Raw genomic sequence first — 22,444 nt, forward strand, 5'->3', positions numbered from 1 at the left:
GCTCTTGAAGTGGTCGGTTGAACGTCGGTTCTTGCCATTTGGCAAACACATGCTATATCTCTGCCAATAGCAGAGGTGAGCAGTGCAGCTTCAATCCATCGTCACCACACCCGTCACCGTCGGTCCGGCCATATCGGATGAAGAGGCCGGCGCGCTGGCGCGCACCACGGTCAATATGTTCAAGGCGTGGAACCTTACCGATAGCGAGGCCTGCATCCTGCTCGGCGGCATGTCGGCGCGCACCTGGGCACGTTGGAAGACGGGGGCACGGTGGCAGGAAGGCGGCATCGGGCGGATCGACCGCGACCTGCGCACCCGCATGGCGCATCTGATGGGCATCCACAAAGGCCTGCGCTATCTCTTCACCGAGCCGGCGCGCGGCTATGCCTGGATCCGCAAGCCCAATGCGACATTCGGCGGCCAATCCGCGCTCGACCTGATGCTGCGCGGCGAGATCTCCGACCTTGCCACGATGCGCGAATGGCTGGATGCGGAGCGAGGCGCGTGGTGAGTGGGCTCGCGGTCCGGCGCCGCGTCCACTGGCACCAGACCTTCCGCATCATTCGTTCCATCCATCCGCCGATCGACCTGTTCGAAGACATTGCCGATCCGCGCGACTGGGACGCGCTGGCTTCGGTCGAAGAGAAGACCAACCCGCGCATCCGGCTCGAGATCGGCGACCTCGGCAAGGTGCCGGCCGCAAGGCGGGTGTCCGGCCCCGGCGCCAGCTTCGTCATGGCGCCCTTCGTGCATTGTTCGACCTTGCGGCCCGGCCGCTTTTCGGATGGCAGCTACGGTCTCTATTATGCCGGCGACAGGGAGGATGTGGCGCTGGCCGAGACCATCCATCACCACCAGAATTTCATGCGCGCCACCGCTGAGGAACCAGGCTGGACGGCGGACTTCCGCGTGCTGATCGGCAGCGTCGACTGCGATCTCGATGACGTCAACGCCGTGCCCGGCGTGCTCGACCCCGGCGATTACACCGCCTCGCAGGCGGAGGGGCGGGCGCTGCGGGCGCAAGGCAGCGACGGGCTGGTGTGGAACAGCGTGCGCATGCCCGGCGGCCAATGCATCGGCATCTTCTGGCCCGACGTCATCACCATCCCCGTGCAGGGCCGGCACTACAGCTACCATTGGGATGGCCGGCGCGTGGATTTCGTGCGCCAGCACGACACCGGCAAGGTGCTGGCGGTGACGTGACGGCGAGCCTGCGCCCCTTCACAGGCACAGCCGAACGCCGGTCATGAAACCCTGCTACGCGCCGCTCTTTTGGGGGATGCTCCTTGGCCTCGGGGGGGGGGTGATCGAAACATACCGGAGGCTGGCGGGCCAGCGCCCCCCTCTGTTCTGCCGGACATCTCCCCCACAAGGAGGGAGATTGGCTGCCATCCGCGCTTTCGTCAATCTGCAGCGTGGGAATACGGTCTGCGCGCCGAAGCTGCCGATCTCCCCACAAGTGGGGGAGATGTCCGGCAGGACAGAGGGGGCGCCGTAGGGCGCTGCTTTGGAGATAGCTCGCGGCCCTACGGGAAACGCATTCTCCGATAGCGGCCAAGAATAGCACCGAGTTTCTGGATATCGCCTCTGCCCGATCTATATATCGGGTGAGATCGATGCAGGGTTAGCATGGACCGAGACATCATACTAAAGGCGCTGGCGCACCCGTTTCGGCGCGATGTGCTGGCCTGGTTGAAGGAGCCCGAACGGCACTTTGCCGCGCAGGCGCACCCGCTCGAGATGGGCGTCTGCGCCAGCCAGTTCGACAATCGCGGCCTGGCGCAATCCAGCGTCTCGGCGCATCTGGCGACGCTGGCGTCGGCCGACCTCGTCACCACGCGGCGCGTTGGCCAATGGGTGTTCTACAAGCGCAATGAAGAAACCATCGCGGCCTTCCAGGCCGCCCTGTCCGATCTCTGACGACCCTCCCAATCCCCCGTGAAAGGCTTTCCAATGACCACACTCTTTGATCCGCTGCAGGCGGGTGACCTCGCGCTTGCGAACCGCATCGTGATGGCGCCGCTGACGCGTAATCGTTCGCCCAATGCAGTCCCCGGCGATCTCTCAGTCACCTATTATTCGCAGCGCGCCACGGCCGGTCTGATCGTGACAGAAGCCACCGCCATCAGCCATCAGGGCCAGGGCTATGCGAACGTGCCGGGCCTTTACGGCGCGGACCAGCTTGCCGGCTGGAAGCGCGTCACCGACGCCGTTCACAAGGGTGGCGGCAAGATCGTGGTGCAGCTCTGGCATGTCGGACGCATCTCCCACAACTCACTGCAGCCCGGCGGCGGCAAGCCTGTGGCGCCCTCGGCGATCACGGCAAAGTCCAAGACGTTCCTGGTCAAGCCGGATGGCAGCGGCGAGTTCGCCGAGACCTCCGAGCCGCGCGCGCTGGACGCGTCCGAGATCCCCGGCATCGTCGATGATTACCGCCGCGCCGCCAAGGCGGCGATCGAGGTGGCGGGGTTCGACGGCGTCGAGATCCACGGCGCCAATGGCTATCTCGTCGACCAGTTCCTGCGCTCGGGCACCAACCACCGCACCGACAACTATGGCGGCTCGATCGAGAACCGCACGCGCTTCCTGTTCGAGGTGGTCGACGCGGTCGCGGGCGCGGTTGGCCCCGGCCGGACCGGAATCAGGCTGTCGCCGGTCACGCCCGCCAATGACGCTTCGGATACCGATCCGCAGCCGCTGTTCAACCATGTGGTGGAGGGTCTCGGCCGTCGCGGCCTTGCCTATGTCCATATCGTCGAGGGCGCGACCGGCGGGGATCGGAACTTCAGCCAGGGCGGCAAGCCTTTCGACTATTCGGAACTCAAGGCCACCTACCGCAATGCCGGCGGCAGCGGCGCCTGGCTGGCGAACAATGGCTACGACAAGGAACTGGCCGAAAAGGCCGTTGCCGAGGGCAGGGCCGACCTTGTCGCGTTCGGCAAGCTGTTCATCGCCAATCCGGACCTTGTCGACCGGCTGAAGCGCAACGCCGGCCTCAACACGCCTGACAAGGCGACGTTCTATGGCGGCGGCGCCAAGGGCTATATCGACTATCCGACGGCGGCCTGAGCGAGACGACTTGCTCGTCTGCTGAGCGGAGGGCAGGACAGTGAAGGGGAGCGCCGAGAGGCGCTCCCGACAATTCAATGCCTCAAGATCTTGCTCAGGAAGGCGCGGCTGCGGTCGGTCCTGGGGTGTGAGAAGAACTCGTCCGGGGTGCCGCTCTCGACGATGGCGCCGGCGTCCATGAAAACCACGCGCTGGGCGACCTTGCGGGCGAAGCCCATCTCATGCGTCACCACCATCATGGTCATGCCTTCCTCGGCGACCGCCACCATGACGTCCAGCACTTCGGAGATCATCTCGGGGTCGAGCGCCGAAGTCGGCTCGTCGAACAGCATGATCTTGGGCCGCATGCCGAGGCAGCGGGCGATCGCCACGCGCTGCTGCTGGCCGCCGGAGAGCTGCGCCGGGTAGGCGCCGACCTTGTCGGCGAGGCCGACCTTGGCCAGCAACTCGCGTCCGGCCTGCTCGGCCTCGGCGCGCGGGATCTTGCGGACATGGATCGGCGCCAGGGTAACGTTCTCCAGCGCGGTCTTGTGCGGATAGAGGTTGAACGACTGGAAGACGAAGCCGATCTCGGTGCGCAGCCGCGTCATGTTGGTGGCGGGGTCGCCCAGGCGCTGGCCGTCGACGATGAGATCGCCGTCCTTGATCGTCTCCAGCCCGTTGATGCAGCGGATCAGCGTGCTCTTGCCCGAGCCGCTCGGGCCGCAGACGACAACCACTTCGCGCGGCTGCACGCTCAGCGTGATGTCCTTGAGCACGTTGAGCGGGCCGAACCATTTGTTGACGCCGCGAAAGTCGATCATGCCTGTCGTGGTCATGCTTGCCGGACCTTTGGGGTTCGATGTCATAGCTGCACCTCGCCATGGGCCGCGCCCAGGCGGCTTTCGAGCCGGCGGGCGAGCAGGATCAGCGGATAGCAGACGATGAAATAGCCGACGCCGACGAGGAAGAACACCAGCAGGCCATTGGGCACGCGCTGCACCACCAGCCAGCCGACGCGAGTGAGGTCGGTCAGCCCGATGGCCGAGACGACCGAGGAATCCTTGATCAGCAGCACATATTGCCCGACCAGCGGCGGCAGCACTATGCGCATCGCCTGCGGCAGCACCACCTGGCGCATGCGCTGCAAGCGCGACAGGCCGGACGCCAGCGCTGCCTCAACCTGGCCAGTCGGCACGGAGCGGATGCCGGCGGCGACAATCTCGCAGATGAAGCAGGCGGCGAGATTGGTCAGCGCGATGATGCCGGCGGTAAAGGCGTCGAGCTCGATGCCGAATTCCGGCAGGATGAAGAAGATCAGGAAGATCTGCACCAGGAAGGGCGTGCCGCGGATCAGGTCGACCCAGGCGCCGATGACGCCCGCCATCAGCCGGTTGCCGCCGGTGCGCACTATGCCGAGGGCGAAGCCGATCAGGGTGCCCAGCACCAGGCTGATCACTGACAGCATCACGGTCATGCCCAGCCCGCGTAGGGCGAGGGGATAGGAGCCGGCAAGGCTGACGAATTGCTGCCAGATCATAGGCGCGCCCCGGCCGTGCCGAGCCAGCGGGCGGAGAGCGCGGCCAGCCCCTTGAGGCAATAATAGAGCAGGAGGTAGAAGGCCGCGATGGTGAGGAAGCCTTCTGCCGGCATGAAGCGGTCGGAAGCGAGAAGCTGGCCGGCGCGCGTCAGCTCGGCAACCGAGATCAGCGACAGCAGCGCCGAATCCTTGACCAGCACGATCGCCTGGCCGAGCAGCGGCGGGATGGTCACCTTGAAGGCCTGCGGCAGGATGACGAGGCGCATGCGCTGGACATAGGTCATGCCGGAGGCGACGCTCGCCTCGACCTGGCCACGCGCAATCGACAGGATGCCGGCGCGAATGATTTCAGCGACATAGGCGCCGCTGTTGAGCGACAGCGCAAGGATGCCGACGACCAGTTCGGGCAGAACCAGGCCGAGCCGCGGCAGGCCGAAATAGAGAAAATAGAGCTGCGCCAGAAGCGGCGTGGCGCGCACGGCGTCGATATAGGCCTTGGCGGGGACACGAAACAGCCAGCCGCGCTGCAAATTCATGGCGCACAGCACGATGCCCACCGCAAGCGCGCCGAGAAAGGACAGAGCCGACAGCCACACGGTCGTGACCAGGCCTTGCCCGAACAGCGGCAGATATTCGACGATGGTGCGGAAGCTGAAGTTTTCGAGCATGAGCGCCGGAGGAGTGAGTAGTGAGTACGGGAGTTGGGAAGTAGAGAGCTGCTGAAGCGGGCCGTACCCGCCACCCAGCGCCCTCTACTTCCTACTCCCTAATTCCTACTTCCTAATTTCCTCAGTGATCCTTCTTCCAGGCGTCGGAATTCACCCAGTAGTCCAGGTTCTTCTGCAGGCGGCCGTCTATGGTCACCTGGTTGAGGAACAGGTTCATCCAGATCAAGAGATCGGGCTCGTCATAGCGCGTGGCGAAGGCGAGCGGCTCCTTGGACAGGAGGTCGGGCATGATGGTGAAGGTGCCGGCCGGATAGGCCGTCGACTGGCCCTTGACCGCGGAGACGTCGTTGACGCCGCAATCGGCCTGGCCGTTGTTGACGGCGTCGAGCAGCAGCGGACCGCCGCCCTTGTAGCTCTTGATGTCGGCGTCCGGGAAGGCGTTCTTGGCTTCCTTTTCGCCGGTGGCGCCGAGCAGCACGGCGATCTTGGTGCCCTTGGCCTTGCAGTCCTCGGTGGTCTTGAACTTGCTGTCGGCCTTGGTGAAGACGGTGCTGCCGGTGTACATGTATGGCGTCGTGAACGCGACCTTCATGCCGCGCGCCAGCGTCGGCGTCATGTCGGCGACCAGCAGGTCGGCCTTGCCCGAGAGCAGCGCCGGGATCAGCCCGTCCCAATCGAAGTCGAGAAACTTGATCTTGACGCCCATCTCCTTGGCCATCAGCTCGGCCAGCTCGACCGAGCTGCCGGTGCGCTCGCCATTGGCGCCGACGAGCGAGAAGGGGGGGCCCTGCGTCTGCACGGCCACGCGCAGCTCGCCGCGCTTGGCGATGTCGTCGAGCGCTCCGGCGCTGGCCGATGCGGCCAGTCCGGCAAGAGCAAGTCCGGCGATGAACAGTCTGGTGGTAAATCTGGCAATCTTCATGTGGCATTCCTCCCAGTTGGTTGCTTGCCCGCGGAGACCCGTGGGCTCTTTTTTGAGCGGCGGCGCCATTGCCGGCGGCGTCCACCGTTCGAAAATCCTCAGTCCCAGGCCACCGTCTCGGCGACCTTGATGCCGCGCGTGGCCAGCGCGTCGAAGAACGGGCAATGGGGCACATGCGTAAGCGGGTTCAAAAGGCCTGGCGTGGTGATCTCGCCCCGCGCCAGCATCTGCGCCACGATGCTGGCGGGATAGCCGACGCCGAGGCTCATGCCGAACAGGCCCGAGGCCAGGTCGCGCTCGATGATCAGGTCCGATGTCACCGTCTTGCGGCGGCCGCCCTCGAGGCCGGAAAAGACATTGCGCATCACGCACAGATCCTTCTCGTCGGCGCCGTATTGCAGCTGCGGCCCGAGCAGGCGGGCAAGGAATTCGCGCGGGCTGATACCGGTGCCGGCCAGCGTGTCGCCGGAGAGGAGGCCGAGCTGCTTGAGCGGCGCCCAGAAGGCCGACCATCCGGGCCAGCGCAGCGTATAGCGGCCGGAGCGGCGCAGGCCGCGCGCGGCGGGGAGCATCTCGACATAGTGCAGCGCATCGCCGTTGGGGAAGGCCTCCAGCCTGCCGAGGCCGGCGACCTCGATCTCGTGGATGAACCGGTTGTCGTGCTGGTCGGCGGCCGGCACCGGCACATGCTTTCCGTCCTCGATCATCACGCTGTCGCGGTTCTGGCTGACCAGGACCATGTCGAAGTTCCAGCTCACCTTGTAGCGGAGCGGCTCGACCGCCGCCTTGGGTTCGGGAAGGCCGCCGCAATAGGAATCGATTGCTGTGATGGCGTCGAACTGCCTGGCGGTGCGCGCGTAGAGCACCAGGTCGATGCCGGGGTCGAGCCCGCATTCGGGCATGATCGAAACGCCGGCCTGTTCGGCGGCCGGCGCCAGATCGGCGATGGCCTTGCCGTAATTGGTGGTGACCAGCGGGGTGCGCGTCGCGATCGCGGCTTCGACCGCCTGGCGCATCAGCGGCTGCGGCAAAAGGTCGATGACGGCGTCGACACCGGCAAGCACGCCGGCCAGCGCCGGGCCGATCGCACCCTCGGGAACGACGAAGCGGACGCGGGCAAGGTCGGTCAGCCCGCCCAGCCGCGCCGCACCATCGGGGGCCGTATCGACGCAGACCACTTCATCGACACCGCTGGCGACGAGATCGGCGATTGCCGCCCGGCCTTGCAGGCCGAGGCCGCCGAGAACCGCGATCTTCATGCACTCTCCTTGCGGACGACGTCATCCGACCAGCAGCCTTCGGGCAGGCTGACCCATTTGTTGGATGACGCCATGACGACGAAGGTCTCGCTGCGCACGACCTCGCCGGGGTCGCCGGCGCCTGGGATCAGTTCGCTGGTGACGCGGTAGAGGTCGGCGACGTCGCCGGCCACCGTCACATCGACGATGATGTCGAAGCGCCCGGTGACCACCGAGGCAGAGTTGACGAAAGGCAGTTCGGAAATGCGCCGCGCCAGTTCGCGGGCCCGGCCGCGACCCTGGGCATTGATGCCGACAATGGCCGAGATCAGTTCGGGGCGCTCGCTCAGGTTCAGCAGGCCGACGATCTTGAGCAGGTTGCGGTCGATCAGATTGCGAAGCCGGCCGCGCACCGTCGGCACAGAAATCGCCAGCGACTCGGCAAGGCGATTGATGCCCGGCTGCGCATCCTGCGACAAGAGCTTCACCAGCCGCCGATCGCTCAGGTCGAGATGTTCGCGCAAGCGCTCCGTCTTTCACAAAGAGAAAAAATACCGCGGATTTTTTTGCCTATATGTAAACAGGCTACGTCACGAACCGGTGATATGCAAGGAGCGATTTGGGCCTGTCGCGTTCCCCGGCGGCCTCATGCGAAGGCGCAACGGCGGCGGGCAGGCACCTGCGGCTCGCGCGAGGCGACTGCCCATCGGGGCTTTGGGCGCGGCAGACCTACCGAACGACGAGAACCGGGATTTCGGTGAAGGACAGCACTTCGGCGGTCTGGCTTCCCAGCAGCAGCCGTCCCAGGCCCCGGCGCCCGTGCGAGGCCATGACGATGAGGTCGCAGGCCAGCGACCGCGACAGGTCCAGGATCGCCTCGGCGGGTTTGCGGTCCTCGACATGCAGGGTCTTGGCGCTGACGCCGGCCGCTTCCGCCGAAGCCTTGCATGTGTCGAGCGCCTGCCTGGCGAAGCGCCCCGCCTCTTCCTTGTAGATCGCCAGTTCGTCGCCGGCGGCATAGCCGGCCATGGCGCCGCCCCAGGCAAACAGCGGGAAGGGCTCGGTGACGTTGACGAAGGTGATGGCGGCGCCGAGGCGAGCGGCCAGCGCGATGCCCTGGGCAACGCCCTTTCCGGCCAGTTCGGATCCGTCGGTAGCAATGAGCAGATGCTTGTACATGAAAATTATTACCTCTTCCGCGGGGCAGCGTTGGGTGTCGGGAGCCCGATCAGGTTCGTCTTGATATAGCTTCGCTACCCGGTCCATCTCTATGTCACCTTGATATGGGTCAAGGCCGGGCGAGGGCGAGCTCCCCGGGGGCTCGATGGCTGACTTTTCGCATCAGCCGAATTCCCCTTTGCCGTACCCTCCTCTAAGGTACGACGACTTCGAGGGGCACCGACATGAGCGCGTATCCGCAGATCCATCTGGTCCGGCATGGCGAAACGGCATGGAGCCTTTCGGGGCAGCATACCGGCCGCACCGACATGCCGCTGACGCCGGCCGGCGAGGCGGCCGCACGGGGGCTGGCGGAGCGGCTGAAAGGCCTGTCGTTTTCGGCGGTATGGTCGAGCCCATCGCGCCGCGCCTACGACACCAGCCTGCTTGCCGGCTTCGGCGCGCAAAGCATGAAGAAGGACGACCTGCAGGAGTGGGACTATGGCGCCTATGAAGGCCTGACCACCAGGCAGATCCAGGCCGAACGGCCCGGCTGGACGGTGTTTCGCGACGGCTGCCCGCAAGGCGAGACAGCGGCCGATGTCGGCGCCCGGGCCGACGCGATCATCGCCGGGTTGCGCGCGGCCAATGCCGACATGCTGATATTTTCCAGCGCGCATTTCCTGCGCGTGCTGGCGGCGCGCTGGATCGGACTGCCACCGGAAGGCGGCGCGCTGTTCGTGCTGGATACGGCCAGCATCAGCGTGCTCGGCTACGAGCATGATCTCGGCGAGCCGGTCATGCGCCGGTGGAACGAGAAGTAGGGCGGGCCAGCGGGCTCCGGGTGGGCACGGAACGCTGTCGCTTCGTCCGCACGACGCCGCTCCGCGACTGCTTCGCCCTAGGATGACGAAGCAGCCTACTTATCGAACTTGCTGATCGCCTCGGCGCTTACCGGGGTGAAGAAATTCACGAGGTTGCCATCGGGGTCGCGAAACAGGAGCGAGCGGTTGCCCCAGGGCATGGTGGTCGGCTTCTGCACCAAGGCATCCCCAAGCATGTCCGACAGCCTGGCGAATTCGGCATCGACGTCGCCGACGCGGAACTCGATGATGGCGCTTTGGTTGTCGGCCGGCCGTGCAATGTCGCCGCCGAACAGCTGCAGCGTGCGCGTGCCGGCGATCGCCAGCGTGCAGGCGGGCGTCGCCAATTCCGCGAAGTCCTCGGTGTAGCTTGTTACCGGCATGCCGGTAATCTCGCCGTAAAAGCGGACGAGGCGCTGGACGTCCGAGGTGATGATGCGGACAGAGACGAAATTCATCGGCTTGGCTCCTGAGCTCCGAAGCCGATCGGCCCCTGAAGCGATCCATACGCCAACGCTCCTGCCAGCTTCCTGTCAGGAGCGTTGAGGGTGGCAATTAAAGTCGTGCGGCTCCCGCCAGGTCGGCGGCAGGCCAAAGGCTGAGAACAGTCCAGGGCCGAGCGGGCCAACGTAGACGGCCAGCGATACTATACCACCATCGGCGAGCTCCATGATATGCAGCGATTGAGCCAGCCATTCCGGTTGGTGAGTGCGGCGAGCATAAATCGCTACAGCGTTCTGGCCGTTTGCTCTGGTCGCCACCGCTCGGTAGCCATCGAAATTTCTCCATACGGTCTCGAAGAATGCGTGGATCGCCGCGCGACCTCGATACCAGTCCCGCCAGGGCGGCATGTGGTAGGTTGCGTCCTCGCGCAGCAGCTCGATGAAACCGCTCAGGTTGGCAGCCTGCCAGGCCTGCATGTAACGTTCGAGCAGCCTGCCTTCCTCAGGATCGGGCTGGATCCGCTGCAGCGGACGCCCCGAAGGGTAGCGCAGCGCCAGGGATCTGCGTGCCCGCTGCAGCGCGCCGTTGACCGAGGCGACTGAGCCGCCAAGCAGGTGCGCGGTTTCCAGCGCTGACCAGCCGAGCACGTCGCACAACAAGAGCGCCGCGCGCTGGCGTGGCGGCAGGTGCTGGATGGCGGCAACGAAGGCAAGCCGGACGGCTTCGCGGCTTTCATAGCGCGCTTCGGGTCCAGGTTCGCCTTCGATGAGGTCGGGCAGTTCGGAGTCGGGGTAGGGCTCGAGCCAGGCGAGTTCCGGGGCCGGCCCGGCCGCGGCACGGCCTTCGGTCGGCGGCCGGTTCGCAGCCACCAGAATTCGATTTGCCGAGGATCGCGACTTGACGGCGTTCAGGCAGGCGTTGGTGGCGATCCTGTAGAGCCAGCTGCGCGGCGAGCCGCGTCCATCGAACTGCGAGCGGCTGCGCCACGCCTTGAGGAACGTCTCCTGGACGAGATCGTCGGCCTCGTTCAGGGAGCCCATCATCCTGTAGCAATGCAGCTTCAGCTCACGGCGGTGAGTTAGGGTGAGGCGCTCGAAGGTCGACCGATCAAGGATCGGCCGGCCTGTCGCGCCCGGCAGTCCGGAAGAGCCGGGATCATCGTTCATGACGGTACAACCACGATGGCGTTGGCCGGCGCCCTGCGGGCCTCATTGCGTTGCCGCAAGTCCGCTGGCGCTGACGGTAAACGCGGTACCTTGGTGCCTGCCGGCGGCAAGCGCGACCACCGCCTCGGCAACATCGCACGGCGTCTGCACATCGTCGAGGCTGGCCAGGAAGTCGGCCGGGCTGATGCCGAGGTAGGCGGCAATCCCCGCGATGCCGTGATCGCCGACACCCGTGCCGGCCATGATGCGCATCGGCGCCAGCGCCATGAAGCGCAGTCCCAGCCCGAGCCGGTCGGCCTCCTTCTGGGCGTGCGCCGCCAGGAACATCTGCATCTGCTTGGCTCCGGAATAGCCGCCGGAGTTCGGCGGGCCGCCGGTGAATGCCGCGCCGCTGGATAGCAGCAAAACGCGACCGCCAGGTTTCAGCCGGCCCTGGAGGGCCGCCCTGCAGAACAGGAACGATGCCTTGACGTCCGTTTCCCAATTCACGGAGAAGCGATCCCAGGCTTGGTCCTGCAGGGGTGCCGACGGCGCCAGGGCTCCGGCGCAGAGCACCAGAATGTCGGGCGCCAGCGCGGCGAACACATGATCCGGCGCCGATTCCTGCGTGGCATCGGCGGCAAGTGTCTTGAGGCCCGAAGCCTCCCAGGAGAGTTCTTGCAAATCCGCCGCGCCACGGGCAACGGCGAGCACTGCCGCGCCTTCCGCGAATGCGGCTTTGGCGATGCAGCGGCCGACACCCCGGCTGCCTCCAACGACGACGACATTCTGTCCCTGCAACGATCCCATTTGTCCACCTTGCTCCAGTTGGCCCGGAACAGCCCGGCACCTACGGGTTAAGACAGCGCGGGGCAGGAGAAATGATCGCCCGCAGTGCGATTTTTTCCAGAGCACGGATTTGTCTCTTCAGACGGTGTCGAGCGACACCCGCCGCCGATTGATTCTACGGGCAACTTCTTCAATCGGCCAGCAGCGCAAGCTCCTCTGGCGTCAGGTGCCTTGCCGAACCCTTGGCGAGGTCGCCGAGCGGCAGGCGGCCGATGGCGATGCGGATGAGGCGCAGCACGTCGATGCCGTGCGCCGCCAGCAGCCGGCGGATGTGGCGATTGCGGCCTTCGTCCAGGACGATTTCCAGCCAGGCTGTGCGGCCGCCGCTGCGCAGGAGTTCGATGCGGTTCGCCGTCAGCGTTTCGCCGTCGACGGTCGCTCCGGCGCGCAGTGTCTGCAGCGTCGCCTCGTCGGGCCCCGTGCCGATCTGCACATGATAGGTCTTGGGCAGATGCGAGGCGGGGTCCAGCAGCCGGTTGGCGAAACGGGTGTCGTTGGTCATCAGCAGCAGGCCCTCGCTCGCCTTGTCGAGCCGGCCGACCGGCGAGACGAAGGGCAGGTCGAGCCCCTCCAGGCAGGCATAGACGGTGCCGCGCTGCTGCGGGTCGTCGCGGGTCGTGACCAGGCCGCGCGGCTTGTTGAGCATTAAATAGACCCTGCGCTCGGCAACCACCGGCATGTCGTCGACGGTGATGCGGTCACGCTCGAGATCGACGCGGACAGAAGCGTCGCGCACCACCTTGCCGCCGACGCGCACGCGCCCCTCGGCGATCAGCAACTCGCCCTGCGTGCGCGAGCAGAGGCCGAGCTTCGACAGGGCGCGGTTGAGGCTGACGCCCGGCGGCTTGCTGCTGGCCCGTGTGCCTTTGTGTGGTTGTCTGGCCATGCTGCCGCGAACTGGTTCCTTGCCTGAAGTCCGAACCACAAATTCCGGGTTGTATTCCGCAAGAACGGGTTAAGATGCAACCGACCTTTGAGAAAATTGGCGTTTAGCCGGACACGATTTAAGCCAGAATCCAGTTGCCTTTGACAATGGGGCCCATGATCTCTTCAGCGCTTCCTTTCAAATTGATTTTTGTCACAGGCTGCATGCGCAGCGGGACTTCGTTGTTGCATCGGCTTATCCTGACGTCGCCCGATACCGGCGATCGCGTGGCGCCAGCGCGCTACATTGCTGATTTCCTGCTGCTGTCCCGGACCTACATGAACAGCGATAGCGCTTTTGCGGCAGACTATTTCAAATCGCGGGATCATCTCCTGGCGGCCACGAGCCAGTTCGTGAGGGAGCGTCTGACCGATGCCTGGCTCAACTCGGGCAAGCCCGCCTGTCTTGTGGTTCGAACGGTCGAAATATCCCCGATGATACCTGTGGTGGCGACATTGCTGCCGGATGCCAATTTCGCTGTGTCGGTCCGCGAGCCCAAGGACGTGATCGCCTCGATTCTCAAGGTCGGCGAAAAGCAGCTCAAGCTCGGCCGCGATTCGCCCGCGACGCGGCGCGACGTTTCGAGGCTGGCCAAGACCTATAATCGATCCTACCTGGCCGTCTTCCGTGCTCAGCTTCGCGACGAGCACCTCAGGCAGCGAATCGTCTTCGTGCGCTACGAGGAAGCCGCAGCCAACCCGCAGAAGGCGCTCGAGGCCGTCTGGACGCGCTTCGACCTGGCGCCGGGCTCCGGCGTCCTCGCCGATGATCCTGCGGTCAGGGCAAGCATAAAGGAGATCCTTGTTCACCGCGTATGGCGTTCCTACCGCACCGAACTGTCCGAGGCGCCGGCTTCAACGCGCAGTGTCGGCAGCCACAAGAAAGCGTTGAAAACGTCTGAAATCTGGACGGTGAACTGGCGGTGCCGCGCCCTTCGCCGCATCTTCGGCTATTCAGGCGCGGAGGCCGGGATATAAGGCTCCTGATCAGCTTGACAGATTGCGACCCAAACTGGCGACGAACAAATATAGTGAGGATGAAGCGGCTGGTGCAACCTGCAACGCAAGAAGCCGACGGTGTGCAATCCACCATAATGCCGGTCCACAACGTCGACAGGCGCGACCGCGACGAGATGTTTTCGCTTCACCAACGCTATTACGACGCGACCACTCGCGAGATGTTCGAAAGGGATCTGTCGGAAAAAGACGCGGTCGTCATCATCCGTCACGAGGGCAGGATCATAGGCTTCTCGACCTACCTTGTCCGTCAGATGACGGTCGGCGCGGAGACGGTCCACTACCTCTTCTCCGGCGACACCGTCCTTCATTCCGCTCGCTGGGGCGATCCGGTATTGCTGCGAGGCTTTTTCAGGGCGGCGGGCAAAGCCAAAGCCGGCATCGAGGGCCGCCTCTTCTGGTTCTCCATCATTGGCGGACACAGGACGTTCCGCATCCTGCCCAACTTCTTTCGGAAGTTCGTTCCCGCCATCGACGACCATGCTGGTTCGAGCGGGCTTATGACGATCCGCGACGCGATAGCCGCAGCCCGCTACGGTCGCTTTTTCGACGCGGCAACGGGCCTGGTCGATTTCGGACCGTCACAGGGGCACCTGCGACAAGAATGGGCCGATGTTGCCGAGACCGCTTCCCGCAACAAGTTTGCCGCGTTCTTCCTCAGAGCCAACCCTGACTATTTCAGGGGTGTCGAACTGGCCTGCCTGGCTGAATTCGACAGCGGCAACCTGAAACGCTACGGCGCCGTCAGCTTTGCGGAGGGGCTTGCAGATGAACCTTGATGGACGCCGAAAATGCGCGGGATCAAGGCACCAGGCGAAGCGTCAGCGTCTTCAACCCTCGAATCGAGGAGTTGTCCGCCCAGATCGCGGCAACCGGCTCGATGCTCGTCCAGCGATCGAGAGCCGCATTCAGCACCATCGTGCCTTCCATTTCGGCCAGAGCCCGCCCAATGCAGACATGGGCGCCGCGGCCAAAGGCAAGGCTCTGCCTGCCCGGACGCTGGAGGTCGAACCGGGACGGATCGGCAAACTGGTCCGGATCGCGATTGGCTGCGCCGACATGCAACACGATCGATTCGTTCCTTTCGAACCGGCAATCGCCGATGGACATCGGTTCGAGCGGCCAACGGCAGATTTTCTGGACCGGGCTCTCCAGACGCAAGGTTTCGGCCACCGCCGCCGGCACGAGCCGGCGATCGGCGCGCAGGGCCGACCACAAGGCCGGGTGGCGGGCGAGATGAAACAGCATGTTGCCGATCAGATGGACCGTGGTTTCGTGGCCGGCGAACGCAAGCAGGGCGATGTTACGCCCGGCTGTCGTCAACCCCAGCGTTTCAGCCAGCGCCGGCAATCCTCCAAGCAGGGGCGGCATGCGCCCATGCGCAAGCAGACCACGCAAATGATCGACGAAGTAGGCGGACATCTCGTCGATCGCGTTTGGCTGTTTGCCGAATGCATCGTCGAAGCCGCTGTCGAGGATGGTGCTGACAGACGCCGACCAGTGACGCAGCAAAGGCATGTCCTTGTCGGGCACGCCGATGAGACCGCAAATGATGCGCTCCGGTATGGCGCGCGTAAAAGCGGCGACTACATCGACGGTGCCGGACAGATCCGGTGCGACGACCAGGTCTTCGACGGCCAGAGCGGCCACGGCGCGAAGCGCAGCCATGCCGTTGTCCATGAAAGGTTGCTGCAGGGCGCGGCGAAGGGCGCCATGGACGCTGCCTTCCCGGTAGATCAGCCAATCGAGCAGCGCGGAATCCGCCAGCCCAACGTCGCCGCCCGGCGGCACATGCGACAGTCTGCGATCCGCCAGGCAATCGGACACCAGGTCGTATTTGGTGACGTAGACATCGCCCCACGGGGACTTCCAGACGGGACGCTCGCTGCGCATTTCATCAAGCATTGCATGGATATCGGCATTGCCGCTGAATGCTCCGGCACGCACGCTGTTCCAGGCGCTGTCGCGCACCTCGCCGGCAGAAGAAGTTTGCATCGTCCTGCAACCGTTTCGCGTTCGAAAGCCGGGCAATCGTCCGGCGCTAAAACCAATTGATCATGGCGAAAACGATCAGCCCAGGACCCGTCTATTATCTCTGCCGTCGCCAGCACGCATACACGATCGGCGTGCTGCTTGGCTACTACGACAATGGCCTCGGCGATCTCGTACGGATCATACCCTATGAGCGGCTCGGCGACCTCGGCGTCATCGCGCCCGGTACCTTTATCTTCACCGATCTGGATAGACTGGCACCGGCCGAGTTGCAGACGGCAGCCGCACTGCACAAGACCATTGCGTCGCAGGATGCCAATGTGTTGCTGCTTAACGACCCAGCGTCGGTGCCGCGTCGTTTCGACCTGTTAAGGCGGCTAAAGGCGGCAGGCTGCAATGACTTCGACGTCCATCGGCTGGGGGACCGCCAGGCGATCCGCCGCTTTCCGGTTTTCGTGCGCTGGGAGAGCCGCCATGATCCGCCACTGACGGGCTTGCTGGACAATGCCGATGCACTGGAGAGGGCGATCGCCGGCATGCCCAAGCGCGTGCGAACCGATCCAGATCTGATGATCGTCGAGTATGGCACGGCGCCGTCGCCCGACGGCCGGTTTCGCAAATATTCCGCATTCAAGGTCGGCCGTGTGATCTATCCTCAGCACTGCTTCTCGAGCCATGGCTGGTACATCAAGTTTTCCGAAGCAATCCTGGGCGACGCCGAGCGTGCGGAAAACCGAGCCTATGTCGAGGAGAATCCGCATGCAGTGCAGCTGCAGCGCATTTTCGAGCTGGCCGACATCGACTACGGCCGCATCGACTACGGACTTGTCGACGGGCGGGTCCAGACCTTCGAAATCAACACCAATCCAACGGTCATGTCGCGTCCGCCCGGCTGGGACGGGGGCGTCGACTACAGCCGGTATGCCGAATTGCATGCCGATGCGCTGCGCACCATCATGCGACCCGCCTCCAGTCAGCCCTTGCGGCTCGGCTCCGGTACGATGAGCGCCGACGCCATCCACGCGGAGGCGATGCGCGGCGTGCGGCAGCGGATCGATAGGTTTTCACGCAGCCGCCGCCTGCGGTCGCTCAGACAGCGTCTGGCCCGCGCCTTGGGCCTTGGCTAACGCCAAACGCCACACCGCGCGACAGGCCATGGTTCAGGCTTCTTTCCGGCTAAGATTTCGCGCAAGGATCCGGATATGCTCCGCGACCGTGCCGTCGACGGGGTTGTAGACAACCATGGTCAGGTCGGGGCGGCCGTCGACCGCGAAGGACGAGTATTCCAGCTCGACATCGCCCAGTTCGGGGTGTTTCAGGCGCTTTGTCCCGTCGCCATGGCTTAGCACATGGTTTTCCTTCCACAGCGCGGCAAATTCCGGGCTGGCGTCGCAGAGTTCGTCCACGAGCCGCGTAACCTCGGAGACCGCGCCGGCGCGCGCCGCGTCGGCCCGGAACGCGCCCACGACGAAACGCGCGAGATTTTCCCAATCATGCTGTTTGGCGCGGATGACAGGGCTGCGGAACATGAAGCGCAATATGTTGCGCTGGCCCGCGGGCAGGGTGCTGTAGTCGGTCAGCACGACCCGCGCTGCATCGTTCCAGGCTACGACGTCCCAGGTGGCCGTCTTGACCAGAGCGGGGCTGGCATCGAGCGTGTCGAGCAGGCGCTGCAGCCTGGGGCTGACGCCTTCGGCGCCGATGTAGCGGACCTCCGGCGGGCGCCCCAGCCCGAGCATGAACAGATGCTCCCGCTCGGGCTCGGTGAGCAGCAGGCCCTTGGCGATCCGGTTCAGCACGTCGGCCGAGGGCGCGCCGCCGCGCCCCTGTTCCAGCCATGTGTACCAGGTCGGGCTGATGTTGGCCCGCTGCGCCACCTCCTCGCGGCGCAGTCCAGGTGTGCGCCGGCGTCCGGAAAGGCCGAACGAGGCGGGATCGAGGCGGGTGCGCCGGTCCTTCAGGAAAGAAGCGAGCGTGCCGGCGGAGCTGGGTTGTGTCCTGTTAGCCATTATACCATGATAAGATCACTACTTTAATGGAATAATAGACCAGCGATAGTGCGCAGGCAATCGTCAGGAGATTTTGCATGCGTATCTTTCTCACCGGTGCGACCGGCTTCATCGGCTCGGCTCTCGTCACCGAACTCATCAATGCGGGCCACCAGGTTGTCGGCGTCACCCGCTCCGATGCCGGCGCCGATGCGCTCCTTGCGGCGGGCGCCGAGGTCCACCGTGGAACGCTCGAGGAGCCAGAGGGCCTGCGCGACGGCGCGGCCAAGGCCGAGGCGGTCATCCACACGGCGTTCGACCATGATTTCTCGCGCTTTGCCGAGAATTGCGAGAAGGACAGGCGGGTCATCGCCGCGCTCGGCCAGGCACTGGCCGGCTCCGATCGGCCGCTGCTGATCACGTCCGGGGTCGGGATCGGCAGCCCCGGACATGGCGAGCCCGCCAGCGAGGATGTGTTCAATCCCGACCATCCCAATCCGCGCATTGCCTCGGAAGAGGCCGCCAACGCGTTGCTCGACGCCGGCGTCAATGTGTCGGTGGTGCGTCTGCCGCAGGTCCATAACCCGCTCAAGCAGGGCCTCATCACCCCGCTTATCGAGATCGCGCGCCAGAAGGGCGTCTCGGCCTATGTCGGGGAGGGCCGCAACCGATACGCCGCAGGGCATCTGCTGGACGGGGCGAGGCTCTACCGGCTCGCCGTCGAAAAACAGCAACCCGGCGCGCGCTATCACGCGGTCGGCGAGGAAGGCGTAGAGGTGCGCGCCATCGCCGAGGCGCTTGGGCGCGGCCTGAAACTGCCGGTCGTTTCGATCGCGCCGGAACAGGTGGCCGAGCATTTCGGCTGGATGGCGCTGTTCGCCCCGATGGACCTGCCTGCTTCCAGCGCGCTGACGCAGGAGCGGCTCGGCTGGCACCCGACCGGCCCGACGCTGATCGCCGATCTCGAGGCGATGCGATATCCTGTTTGATCGACCGAAGCATCCGCGCCGAAAAGGCCTCCAACCGAGATCGCCGGATTGGAGGCTTTTTTGTACCGAGAACTAACTCAAGGGATAAGGCGCGCAATTTTCTCAGTTTGAATGCGATGAAGTCAGTTGCTTGCCCACTCGTCGCCTGGCACGTGTATGTAGATTTCCCGTTGACACCACACGGCACCGCCGCCAGTACAATTAGAGCTGTTGTTGGGGCGAGTCATGGCAGAATTGGACGGCTACTTGTGGATGGGAGGCCTCCTTATATTATTTGGTGGCTTATACTGGGCCGCGACGTCGGGCGCGAGGCGTCGATTTAGAGAGTTCACTAGTCGATCGGACGCAGCGATAAAGAGGACCGACGCGTTGTTGAAGGCAAATGAAGCGTCGATCGAGGCGTCTCTGAGCAACACCAAGGCCATCGAAGAAAACACGATTGCAATCCGCGATCTGATCAGCAAGATGCGAGCAGAGCAGAAGTAGGTTGTGACAACATCGGTTAGGCGGCGCGCTTTAGGCCTCTGTTTTCATGCAAACTGTTCTCCAAAGTCGATGGTCACTATTGGGCGATATGCTTTAGGCGTCGAACGCCGATCGCAATTCCCTGAATTGCAAACTGAGACACTACCGGGCACGGCCTTCACTGGGCATTAACGGCGTAGCGCAGGTGGACGAGGCCATGCTCCAGCGTTTCGCAGCTTTTGAGCGTCAAGTGCATCCTGCCCGCCAGGCCGCTCTCGCCGAACTCGACGAAGCCCTGGTTGCCCGCCCGCCCATCGATGGCGGAGCAACGAGAAGGCTTAGCTCATCGACAAGGCCGGCGGCGAAGAAGGAGCCGTTGATGCCCGCGCCGCCTTCGAGCAGCAGGCGGCCTATGTCGAGTTCGCGGCCAAGCACGTCGAGCATGGCGGCAAGGTCGATCTCCGCCGTCTCGGACACGATGTAGGAGACGCCGTCGGCGGCAAGCTCGGCCAAATGGCTGTCGGCGACATCGCGGCCGAGCAGCACCACAACGTGATCGCCGCCAATGTCCGGTTTGGAAAAGTGGACTTTGCCGGAACCATCGAGCGCTATGGCATAGGAGCCCGCATCGCGCCGCGCGAAATGATGCGGGCGTTGGACCGTGCCGGCCTGGGCCGGCTCGTGTGCCGCGGCCTTGCTCATCTCGGCCATGGTGACGCGGCCGACGATCCAGGCGTCGCCCTCCAGCTCGCCATGGACCCGCTCATAGACGCTCGACCACTCGGCCTTGCCGCCTTCAGGGCTGGCGGTAAAGCGGCTGGGATGCAGGCCGCCATCGAGCGAGGCGAGCATATGGCAGATGACTTTTGGCTTCATGGAACTCTTCCCTTGAGAACGAAATCAGCTGTCCAAGCTAGGGCCGGGCCGCGAGCTGGGAAGTGAAAATCATGCGCGCGCTGCAGCGGGGATCAAGAACCGCGGCGCATTTTGTATGAAACGAACAATTGAAGTCGGCCCCGTAACGCTTTGTTTTCTTGCCTGCAGCTATCCCGAAGGACCGCGTCGAATGGTCGGCGCATGATGGACGCGTGCAGCATGGGTTCGCCCTGGTCCGAGCTTCTGGCAAATGTCGCTGTCGTGGCGATGTTCGTCTCTGTCTGGATCCATACACATGTGTGGTTGGACCGGCGCGCCGCCGTGACGCGGGCAACGGCGTTCGGCCTGCTCATGGGTATGGGTGCGGTCATCGTGATGATGACGCCCATGAAATTGCAGCCCGGCATCCTGATCGACCTGCGCAGCACCATGATCGTGCTTGGCGGGTTCTTCGGCGGCCCGGTCGCGGGCATCCTGGCAGGGCTCTCGGCGGTCGCGTATCGTCTCCATGAAGGCGGCATCGGGGCGTTCGCGGGCGCGGTAGGGATCGGCATCGCGACCACCATCGGGATCGTCGGTCATCTGGCGCTGAAAGGCCGCGCCCCCGAACGGCTCGACATCTTGAACCTGGCGGCGGCGGCGGGCGCCGGTTCGTTGCTAGGGCTGCTGGCGCTGCCGAGGGATGTCATGCAGGCGGTCCTGCCGCGCGTCGCGTTGCCGTCGCCGCTGTTGATCTTCCTGTCGATCATGCTGGCCGGGCTGACCTTGTACCAGGAGCGGCGCCGCATCGAGGCCCTGCAGTCGCGCCGCATCTACAAAGCGGTGGTCGAGGCGCTGCCCGACTGCCTCAACGTCAAGGATCTTGAAGGGCGCTTCATCGCCGCCAATCCGGCAACGGCCGAGCTGATGCGCGCCCGCGACGCCAAGGCCTTGATCGGCAGGACGGACTTCGATTTCTATCCGCGCGCGATAGCCAGCAAGTTCAGGCAGGACGAGCTTTCGATCCTCAAGGCCGGCGTGCCTTCCACGATCGAACAAAGGCTCGAACATGAAGGCGGCGGCTCCGGCTGGCTTGCGACGCTGAAGGCGCCGCTGACCGACAGGGCCGGCAACATCATCGGCCTGATCACGCATAACCGCGACATCACCGCGCGCCGGCAGCTCGAAGCCGAACTGGCCGAAAGCCGGATCCGGTTGACCGAGGCCCTGACCCACATGGCCGACGGGTTGGTGATGTTCGATGCCGAGGGCAAGCTTACGCTTTGCAATGACCAATATCGTCACATGTTTCCCCGCACCGCCGACCTTCGGGTCCCTGGCGCCGACTATCGCGACATATTGCGCCAGTCGGTCGAACGCGGCGAGGAGAACGTGCCGGCAGAGGAGGTCGAGGCCTGGATCGATCGGATCGTCGGCTCGCGCACGACCGCGAGCAATTTGGAGATCAGGCTGACCGACGGGCGCTGGCTCGACATCCGAACCAGGCCGACCGCAGATGGCGGCAGCCTCAGCGTGCTTTCCGACATTACCGCCGCCAAAAAGGTGCAGGAAGAACTGCTGGCCGCCAATGCGGCGCTGAACCTTCTGGCGCATAGCGATGGACTGACGGGATTGCTGACCCGGCGCGCCTTCGACGAAGCGCTGGCGCGCGAGTTCTTGCGCAGCCAGCGCTCCGGCAAACCGCTCGCCCTGCTGCTGATCGATGTCGACTGGTTCAAGCGGTTCAACGACCATTACGGCCATCCGGAAGGCGACGAATGCCTGCGCGCCGTCAGCCGATGCATCCAGGCCACGGCCCGCCGGCCGGCCGATGCGGCGGCCCGCTACGGTGGCGAGGAGTTCGCGGTCATCCTGCCCGAAACCGATGCGCGCGGCGCCTTCGTCATCGCGGAAAATCTCAGGCGCAAGGTGCACGAGCTTGGGCTGCCGCATGGGGGAAGCGAGAAAGGCATCGTCACCGTCAGCATCGGAGCGGCGACTTTCGATCCGGGCGCGGCGACCATCGAGATCGCCGATCTGCTTCGGCGCGCCGACGAAGCGCTCTACGGCGCCAAGGCGGCGGGCCGCGACCGGGTGCATGGCTGGCGGCCCTATGGCGTGCCGCGGCAGACGCCGGCGACGCCGCCCAAACGCCAGGGCAAATGAGCCGCTCGGCGCGGCCGAGGGACGTGCCAAAACCCGGACAATTCCGATAATTCGCCGGCGCGCTCCATTGAATGTTGCGCAGACGGCTGACCGTGGGTTAGCATCGCGACGCTGATGGCGGCGGGAGGCAATTTTTGCAACTGACATCAGCTGGAGCGGCGCGCCCATCCGGG

General features: G+C 64.7%; 24 protein-coding genes and 1 pseudogene. 11 read left to right on the top strand and 14 right to left on the bottom strand.

What is annotated here, in order from left to right; translation table 11 throughout:
• Positions 1 to 82 precede the first annotated feature (82 nt).
• The 4 genes from LB513_RS11565 to LB513_RS11580 all read left to right on the top strand — a co-directional run bounded on the left by LB513_RS11565 (position 83) and on the right by LB513_RS11580 (position 3,069).
• Entirely contained in the window at positions 83 to 511 is a 429-nt protein-coding gene (locus tag LB513_RS11565; protein WP_224663626.1) for an antitoxin Xre/MbcA/ParS toxin-binding domain-containing protein, read from the top strand.
• The gene (locus LB513_RS11570; RefSeq protein WP_224663627.1) at positions 505 to 1,203 is read left to right on the top strand and encodes an RES family NAD+ phosphorylase; all 699 of its coding nucleotides are present in this window, start codon (positions 505 to 507) and stop codon (positions 1,201 to 1,203) included. The genes LB513_RS11565 and LB513_RS11570 overlap by 7 nt, the downstream gene beginning before the upstream one ends.
• 426 nt (positions 1,204 to 1,629) lie before the next feature.
• Positions 1,630 to 1,920 (top strand): ArsR/SmtB family transcription factor, encoded by a 291-nt coding sequence (locus LB513_RS11575; RefSeq protein ID WP_224663628.1) that lies wholly within the window; start codon positions 1,630 to 1,632, stop codon positions 1,918 to 1,920.
• 33 nt (positions 1,921 to 1,953) lie between these two features.
• Positions 1,954 to 3,069, top strand: coding sequence for an alkene reductase (locus tag LB513_RS11580; protein ID WP_224663629.1), 1,116 nt, complete (start codon positions 1,954 to 1,956; stop codon positions 3,067 to 3,069).
• A 74-nt stretch (positions 3,070 to 3,143) separates the two neighbouring features.
• On the opposite strand, the gene LB513_RS11585 is transcribed toward LB513_RS11580, so the two are convergent.
• From LB513_RS11585 to LB513_RS11615, 7 genes are all read right to left on the bottom strand, one after another.
• Positions 3,144 to 3,887, bottom strand: coding sequence for an amino acid ABC transporter ATP-binding protein (locus LB513_RS11585; protein WP_318011184.1), 744 nt, complete (start codon positions 3,885 to 3,887; stop codon positions 3,144 to 3,146).
• Positions 3,888 to 3,913: 26 nt separating this feature from the next.
• Complete coding sequence (locus LB513_RS11590) at positions 3,914 to 4,588, bottom strand: amino acid ABC transporter permease (protein WP_224663630.1); 675 nt, start codon at positions 4,586 to 4,588, stop codon at positions 3,914 to 3,916.
• Positions 4,585 to 5,256, bottom strand: coding sequence for an amino acid ABC transporter permease (locus LB513_RS11595; RefSeq protein ID WP_224663631.1), 672 nt, complete (start codon positions 5,254 to 5,256; stop codon positions 4,585 to 4,587). Before LB513_RS11595 ends, LB513_RS11590 begins: the two co-directional genes overlap by 4 nt.
• A 121-nt stretch (positions 5,257 to 5,377) precedes the next feature.
• Positions 5,378 to 6,178, bottom strand: coding sequence for an ABC transporter substrate-binding protein (locus LB513_RS11600; RefSeq protein ID WP_224663632.1), 801 nt, complete (start codon positions 6,176 to 6,178; stop codon positions 5,378 to 5,380).
• A gap of 98 nt (positions 6,179 to 6,276) precedes the next feature.
• Entirely contained in the window at positions 6,277 to 7,437 is a 1,161-nt protein-coding gene (locus LB513_RS11605) for a saccharopine dehydrogenase family protein (RefSeq protein WP_224663633.1), read from the bottom strand.
• On the bottom strand, positions 7,434 to 7,940 hold the full coding sequence (locus LB513_RS11610; protein ID WP_224663634.1) for an Lrp/AsnC family transcriptional regulator: 507 nt from the start codon (positions 7,938 to 7,940) through the stop codon (positions 7,434 to 7,436). The genes LB513_RS11605 and LB513_RS11610 overlap by 4 nt, the downstream gene beginning before the upstream one ends.
• 205 nt (positions 7,941 to 8,145) lie before the next feature.
• Positions 8,146 to 8,595, bottom strand: coding sequence for a universal stress protein (locus LB513_RS11615; RefSeq protein ID WP_224663635.1), 450 nt, complete (start codon positions 8,593 to 8,595; stop codon positions 8,146 to 8,148).
• A 224-nt stretch (positions 8,596 to 8,819) separates the two neighbouring features.
• Here LB513_RS11615 and LB513_RS11620 point away from each other — a divergent pair, with 224 nt between their 5' ends.
• On the top strand, positions 8,820 to 9,398 hold the full coding sequence (locus LB513_RS11620) for a histidine phosphatase family protein (protein ID WP_224663636.1): 579 nt from the start codon (positions 8,820 to 8,822) through the stop codon (positions 9,396 to 9,398).
• 95 nt (positions 9,399 to 9,493) lie between these two features.
• Here the strand turns inward: LB513_RS11620 and LB513_RS11625 are convergent, their stop codons facing one another.
• The 4 genes from LB513_RS11625 to LB513_RS11640 all read right to left on the bottom strand — a co-directional run bounded on the left by LB513_RS11625 (position 9,494) and on the right by LB513_RS11640 (position 12,761).
• On the bottom strand, positions 9,494 to 9,895 hold the full coding sequence (locus tag LB513_RS11625) for a VOC family protein (protein ID WP_224663637.1): 402 nt from the start codon (positions 9,893 to 9,895) through the stop codon (positions 9,494 to 9,496).
• Positions 9,896 to 9,970: 75 nt separating this feature from the next.
• Positions 9,971 to 11,047 (bottom strand): RNA polymerase subunit sigma-70, encoded by a 1,077-nt coding sequence (locus LB513_RS11630; RefSeq protein WP_224663638.1) that lies wholly within the window; start codon positions 11,045 to 11,047, stop codon positions 9,971 to 9,973.
• Between the two features lie 42 nt (positions 11,048 to 11,089).
• A complete protein-coding gene (locus LB513_RS11635) occupies positions 11,090 to 11,836 on the bottom strand; it encodes an SDR family NAD(P)-dependent oxidoreductase (RefSeq protein ID WP_224663639.1) in 747 nt (248 codons plus the stop codon).
• Between the two features lie 169 nt (positions 11,837 to 12,005).
• Positions 12,006 to 12,761, bottom strand: a complete 756-nt coding sequence (locus LB513_RS11640) for a pseudouridine synthase (RefSeq protein ID WP_224663640.1) — start codon at positions 12,759 to 12,761, stop codon at positions 12,006 to 12,008.
• A 155-nt stretch (positions 12,762 to 12,916) separates the two neighbouring features.
• On the opposite strand from LB513_RS11640, the gene LB513_RS11645 reads away from it, so the two are divergent.
• Positions 12,917 to 13,777: a sulfotransferase gene (locus LB513_RS11645; protein WP_224663641.1), complete on the top strand. Its 861-nt coding sequence runs from the start codon at positions 12,917 to 12,919 to the stop codon at positions 13,775 to 13,777.
• A gap of 59 nt (positions 13,778 to 13,836) precedes the next feature.
• The gene (locus LB513_RS11650) at positions 13,837 to 14,595 is read left to right on the top strand and encodes a hypothetical protein (protein WP_224663642.1); all 759 of its coding nucleotides are present in this window, start codon (positions 13,837 to 13,839) and stop codon (positions 14,593 to 14,595) included.
• 22 nt (positions 14,596 to 14,617) lie between these two features.
• Here LB513_RS11650 and LB513_RS11655 read toward each other — a convergent pair whose 3' ends face one another.
• Entirely contained in the window at positions 14,618 to 15,811 is a 1,194-nt protein-coding gene (locus LB513_RS11655; protein ID WP_224663643.1) for a cytochrome P450, read from the bottom strand.
• Positions 15,812 to 15,873: 62 nt separating this feature from the next.
• On the opposite strand from LB513_RS11655, the gene LB513_RS11660 reads away from it, so the two are divergent.
• Positions 15,874 to 16,935, top strand: coding sequence for a hypothetical protein (locus LB513_RS11660; RefSeq protein ID WP_224663644.1), 1,062 nt, complete (start codon positions 15,874 to 15,876; stop codon positions 16,933 to 16,935).
• 33 nt (positions 16,936 to 16,968) lie between these two features.
• Here the strand turns inward: LB513_RS11660 and LB513_RS11665 are convergent, their stop codons facing one another.
• Positions 16,969 to 17,817, bottom strand: a complete 849-nt coding sequence (locus tag LB513_RS11665; protein ID WP_224663645.1) for a helix-turn-helix transcriptional regulator — start codon at positions 17,815 to 17,817, stop codon at positions 16,969 to 16,971.
• Between the two features lie 77 nt (positions 17,818 to 17,894).
• On the opposite strand from LB513_RS11665, the gene LB513_RS11670 reads away from it, so the two are divergent.
• Together LB513_RS11670 and LB513_RS11675 are read left to right on the top strand one after the other, a co-directional pair.
• Positions 17,895 to 18,785, top strand: coding sequence for an SDR family oxidoreductase (locus LB513_RS11670; protein WP_224663646.1), 891 nt, complete (start codon positions 17,895 to 17,897; stop codon positions 18,783 to 18,785).
• 225 nt (positions 18,786 to 19,010) lie between these two features.
• A complete protein-coding gene (locus tag LB513_RS11675) occupies positions 19,011 to 19,271 on the top strand; it encodes a hypothetical protein (RefSeq protein ID WP_224663647.1) in 261 nt (86 codons plus the stop codon).
• Between the two features lie 157 nt (positions 19,272 to 19,428).
• On the opposite strand, the pseudogene LB513_RS11680 reads toward LB513_RS11675, so the two are convergent.
• Positions 19,429 to 20,126 (bottom strand): annotated as a pseudogene (locus tag LB513_RS11680) (RibD family protein).
• A 219-nt stretch (positions 20,127 to 20,345) separates the two neighbouring features.
• On the opposite strand from LB513_RS11680, the gene LB513_RS11685 reads away from it, so the two are divergent.
• The gene (locus LB513_RS11685; protein ID WP_224663648.1) at positions 20,346 to 22,271 is read left to right on the top strand and encodes a diguanylate cyclase; all 1,926 of its coding nucleotides are present in this window, start codon (positions 20,346 to 20,348) and stop codon (positions 22,269 to 22,271) included.
• The last annotated feature ends 173 nt before the right edge of the window (positions 22,272 to 22,444 follow it).

Origin of the sequence: Mesorhizobium sp. ES1-1 (assembly GCF_020164785.1) — a bacterium.
GTDB lineage: Bacteria > Pseudomonadota > Alphaproteobacteria > Rhizobiales > Rhizobiaceae > Mesorhizobium.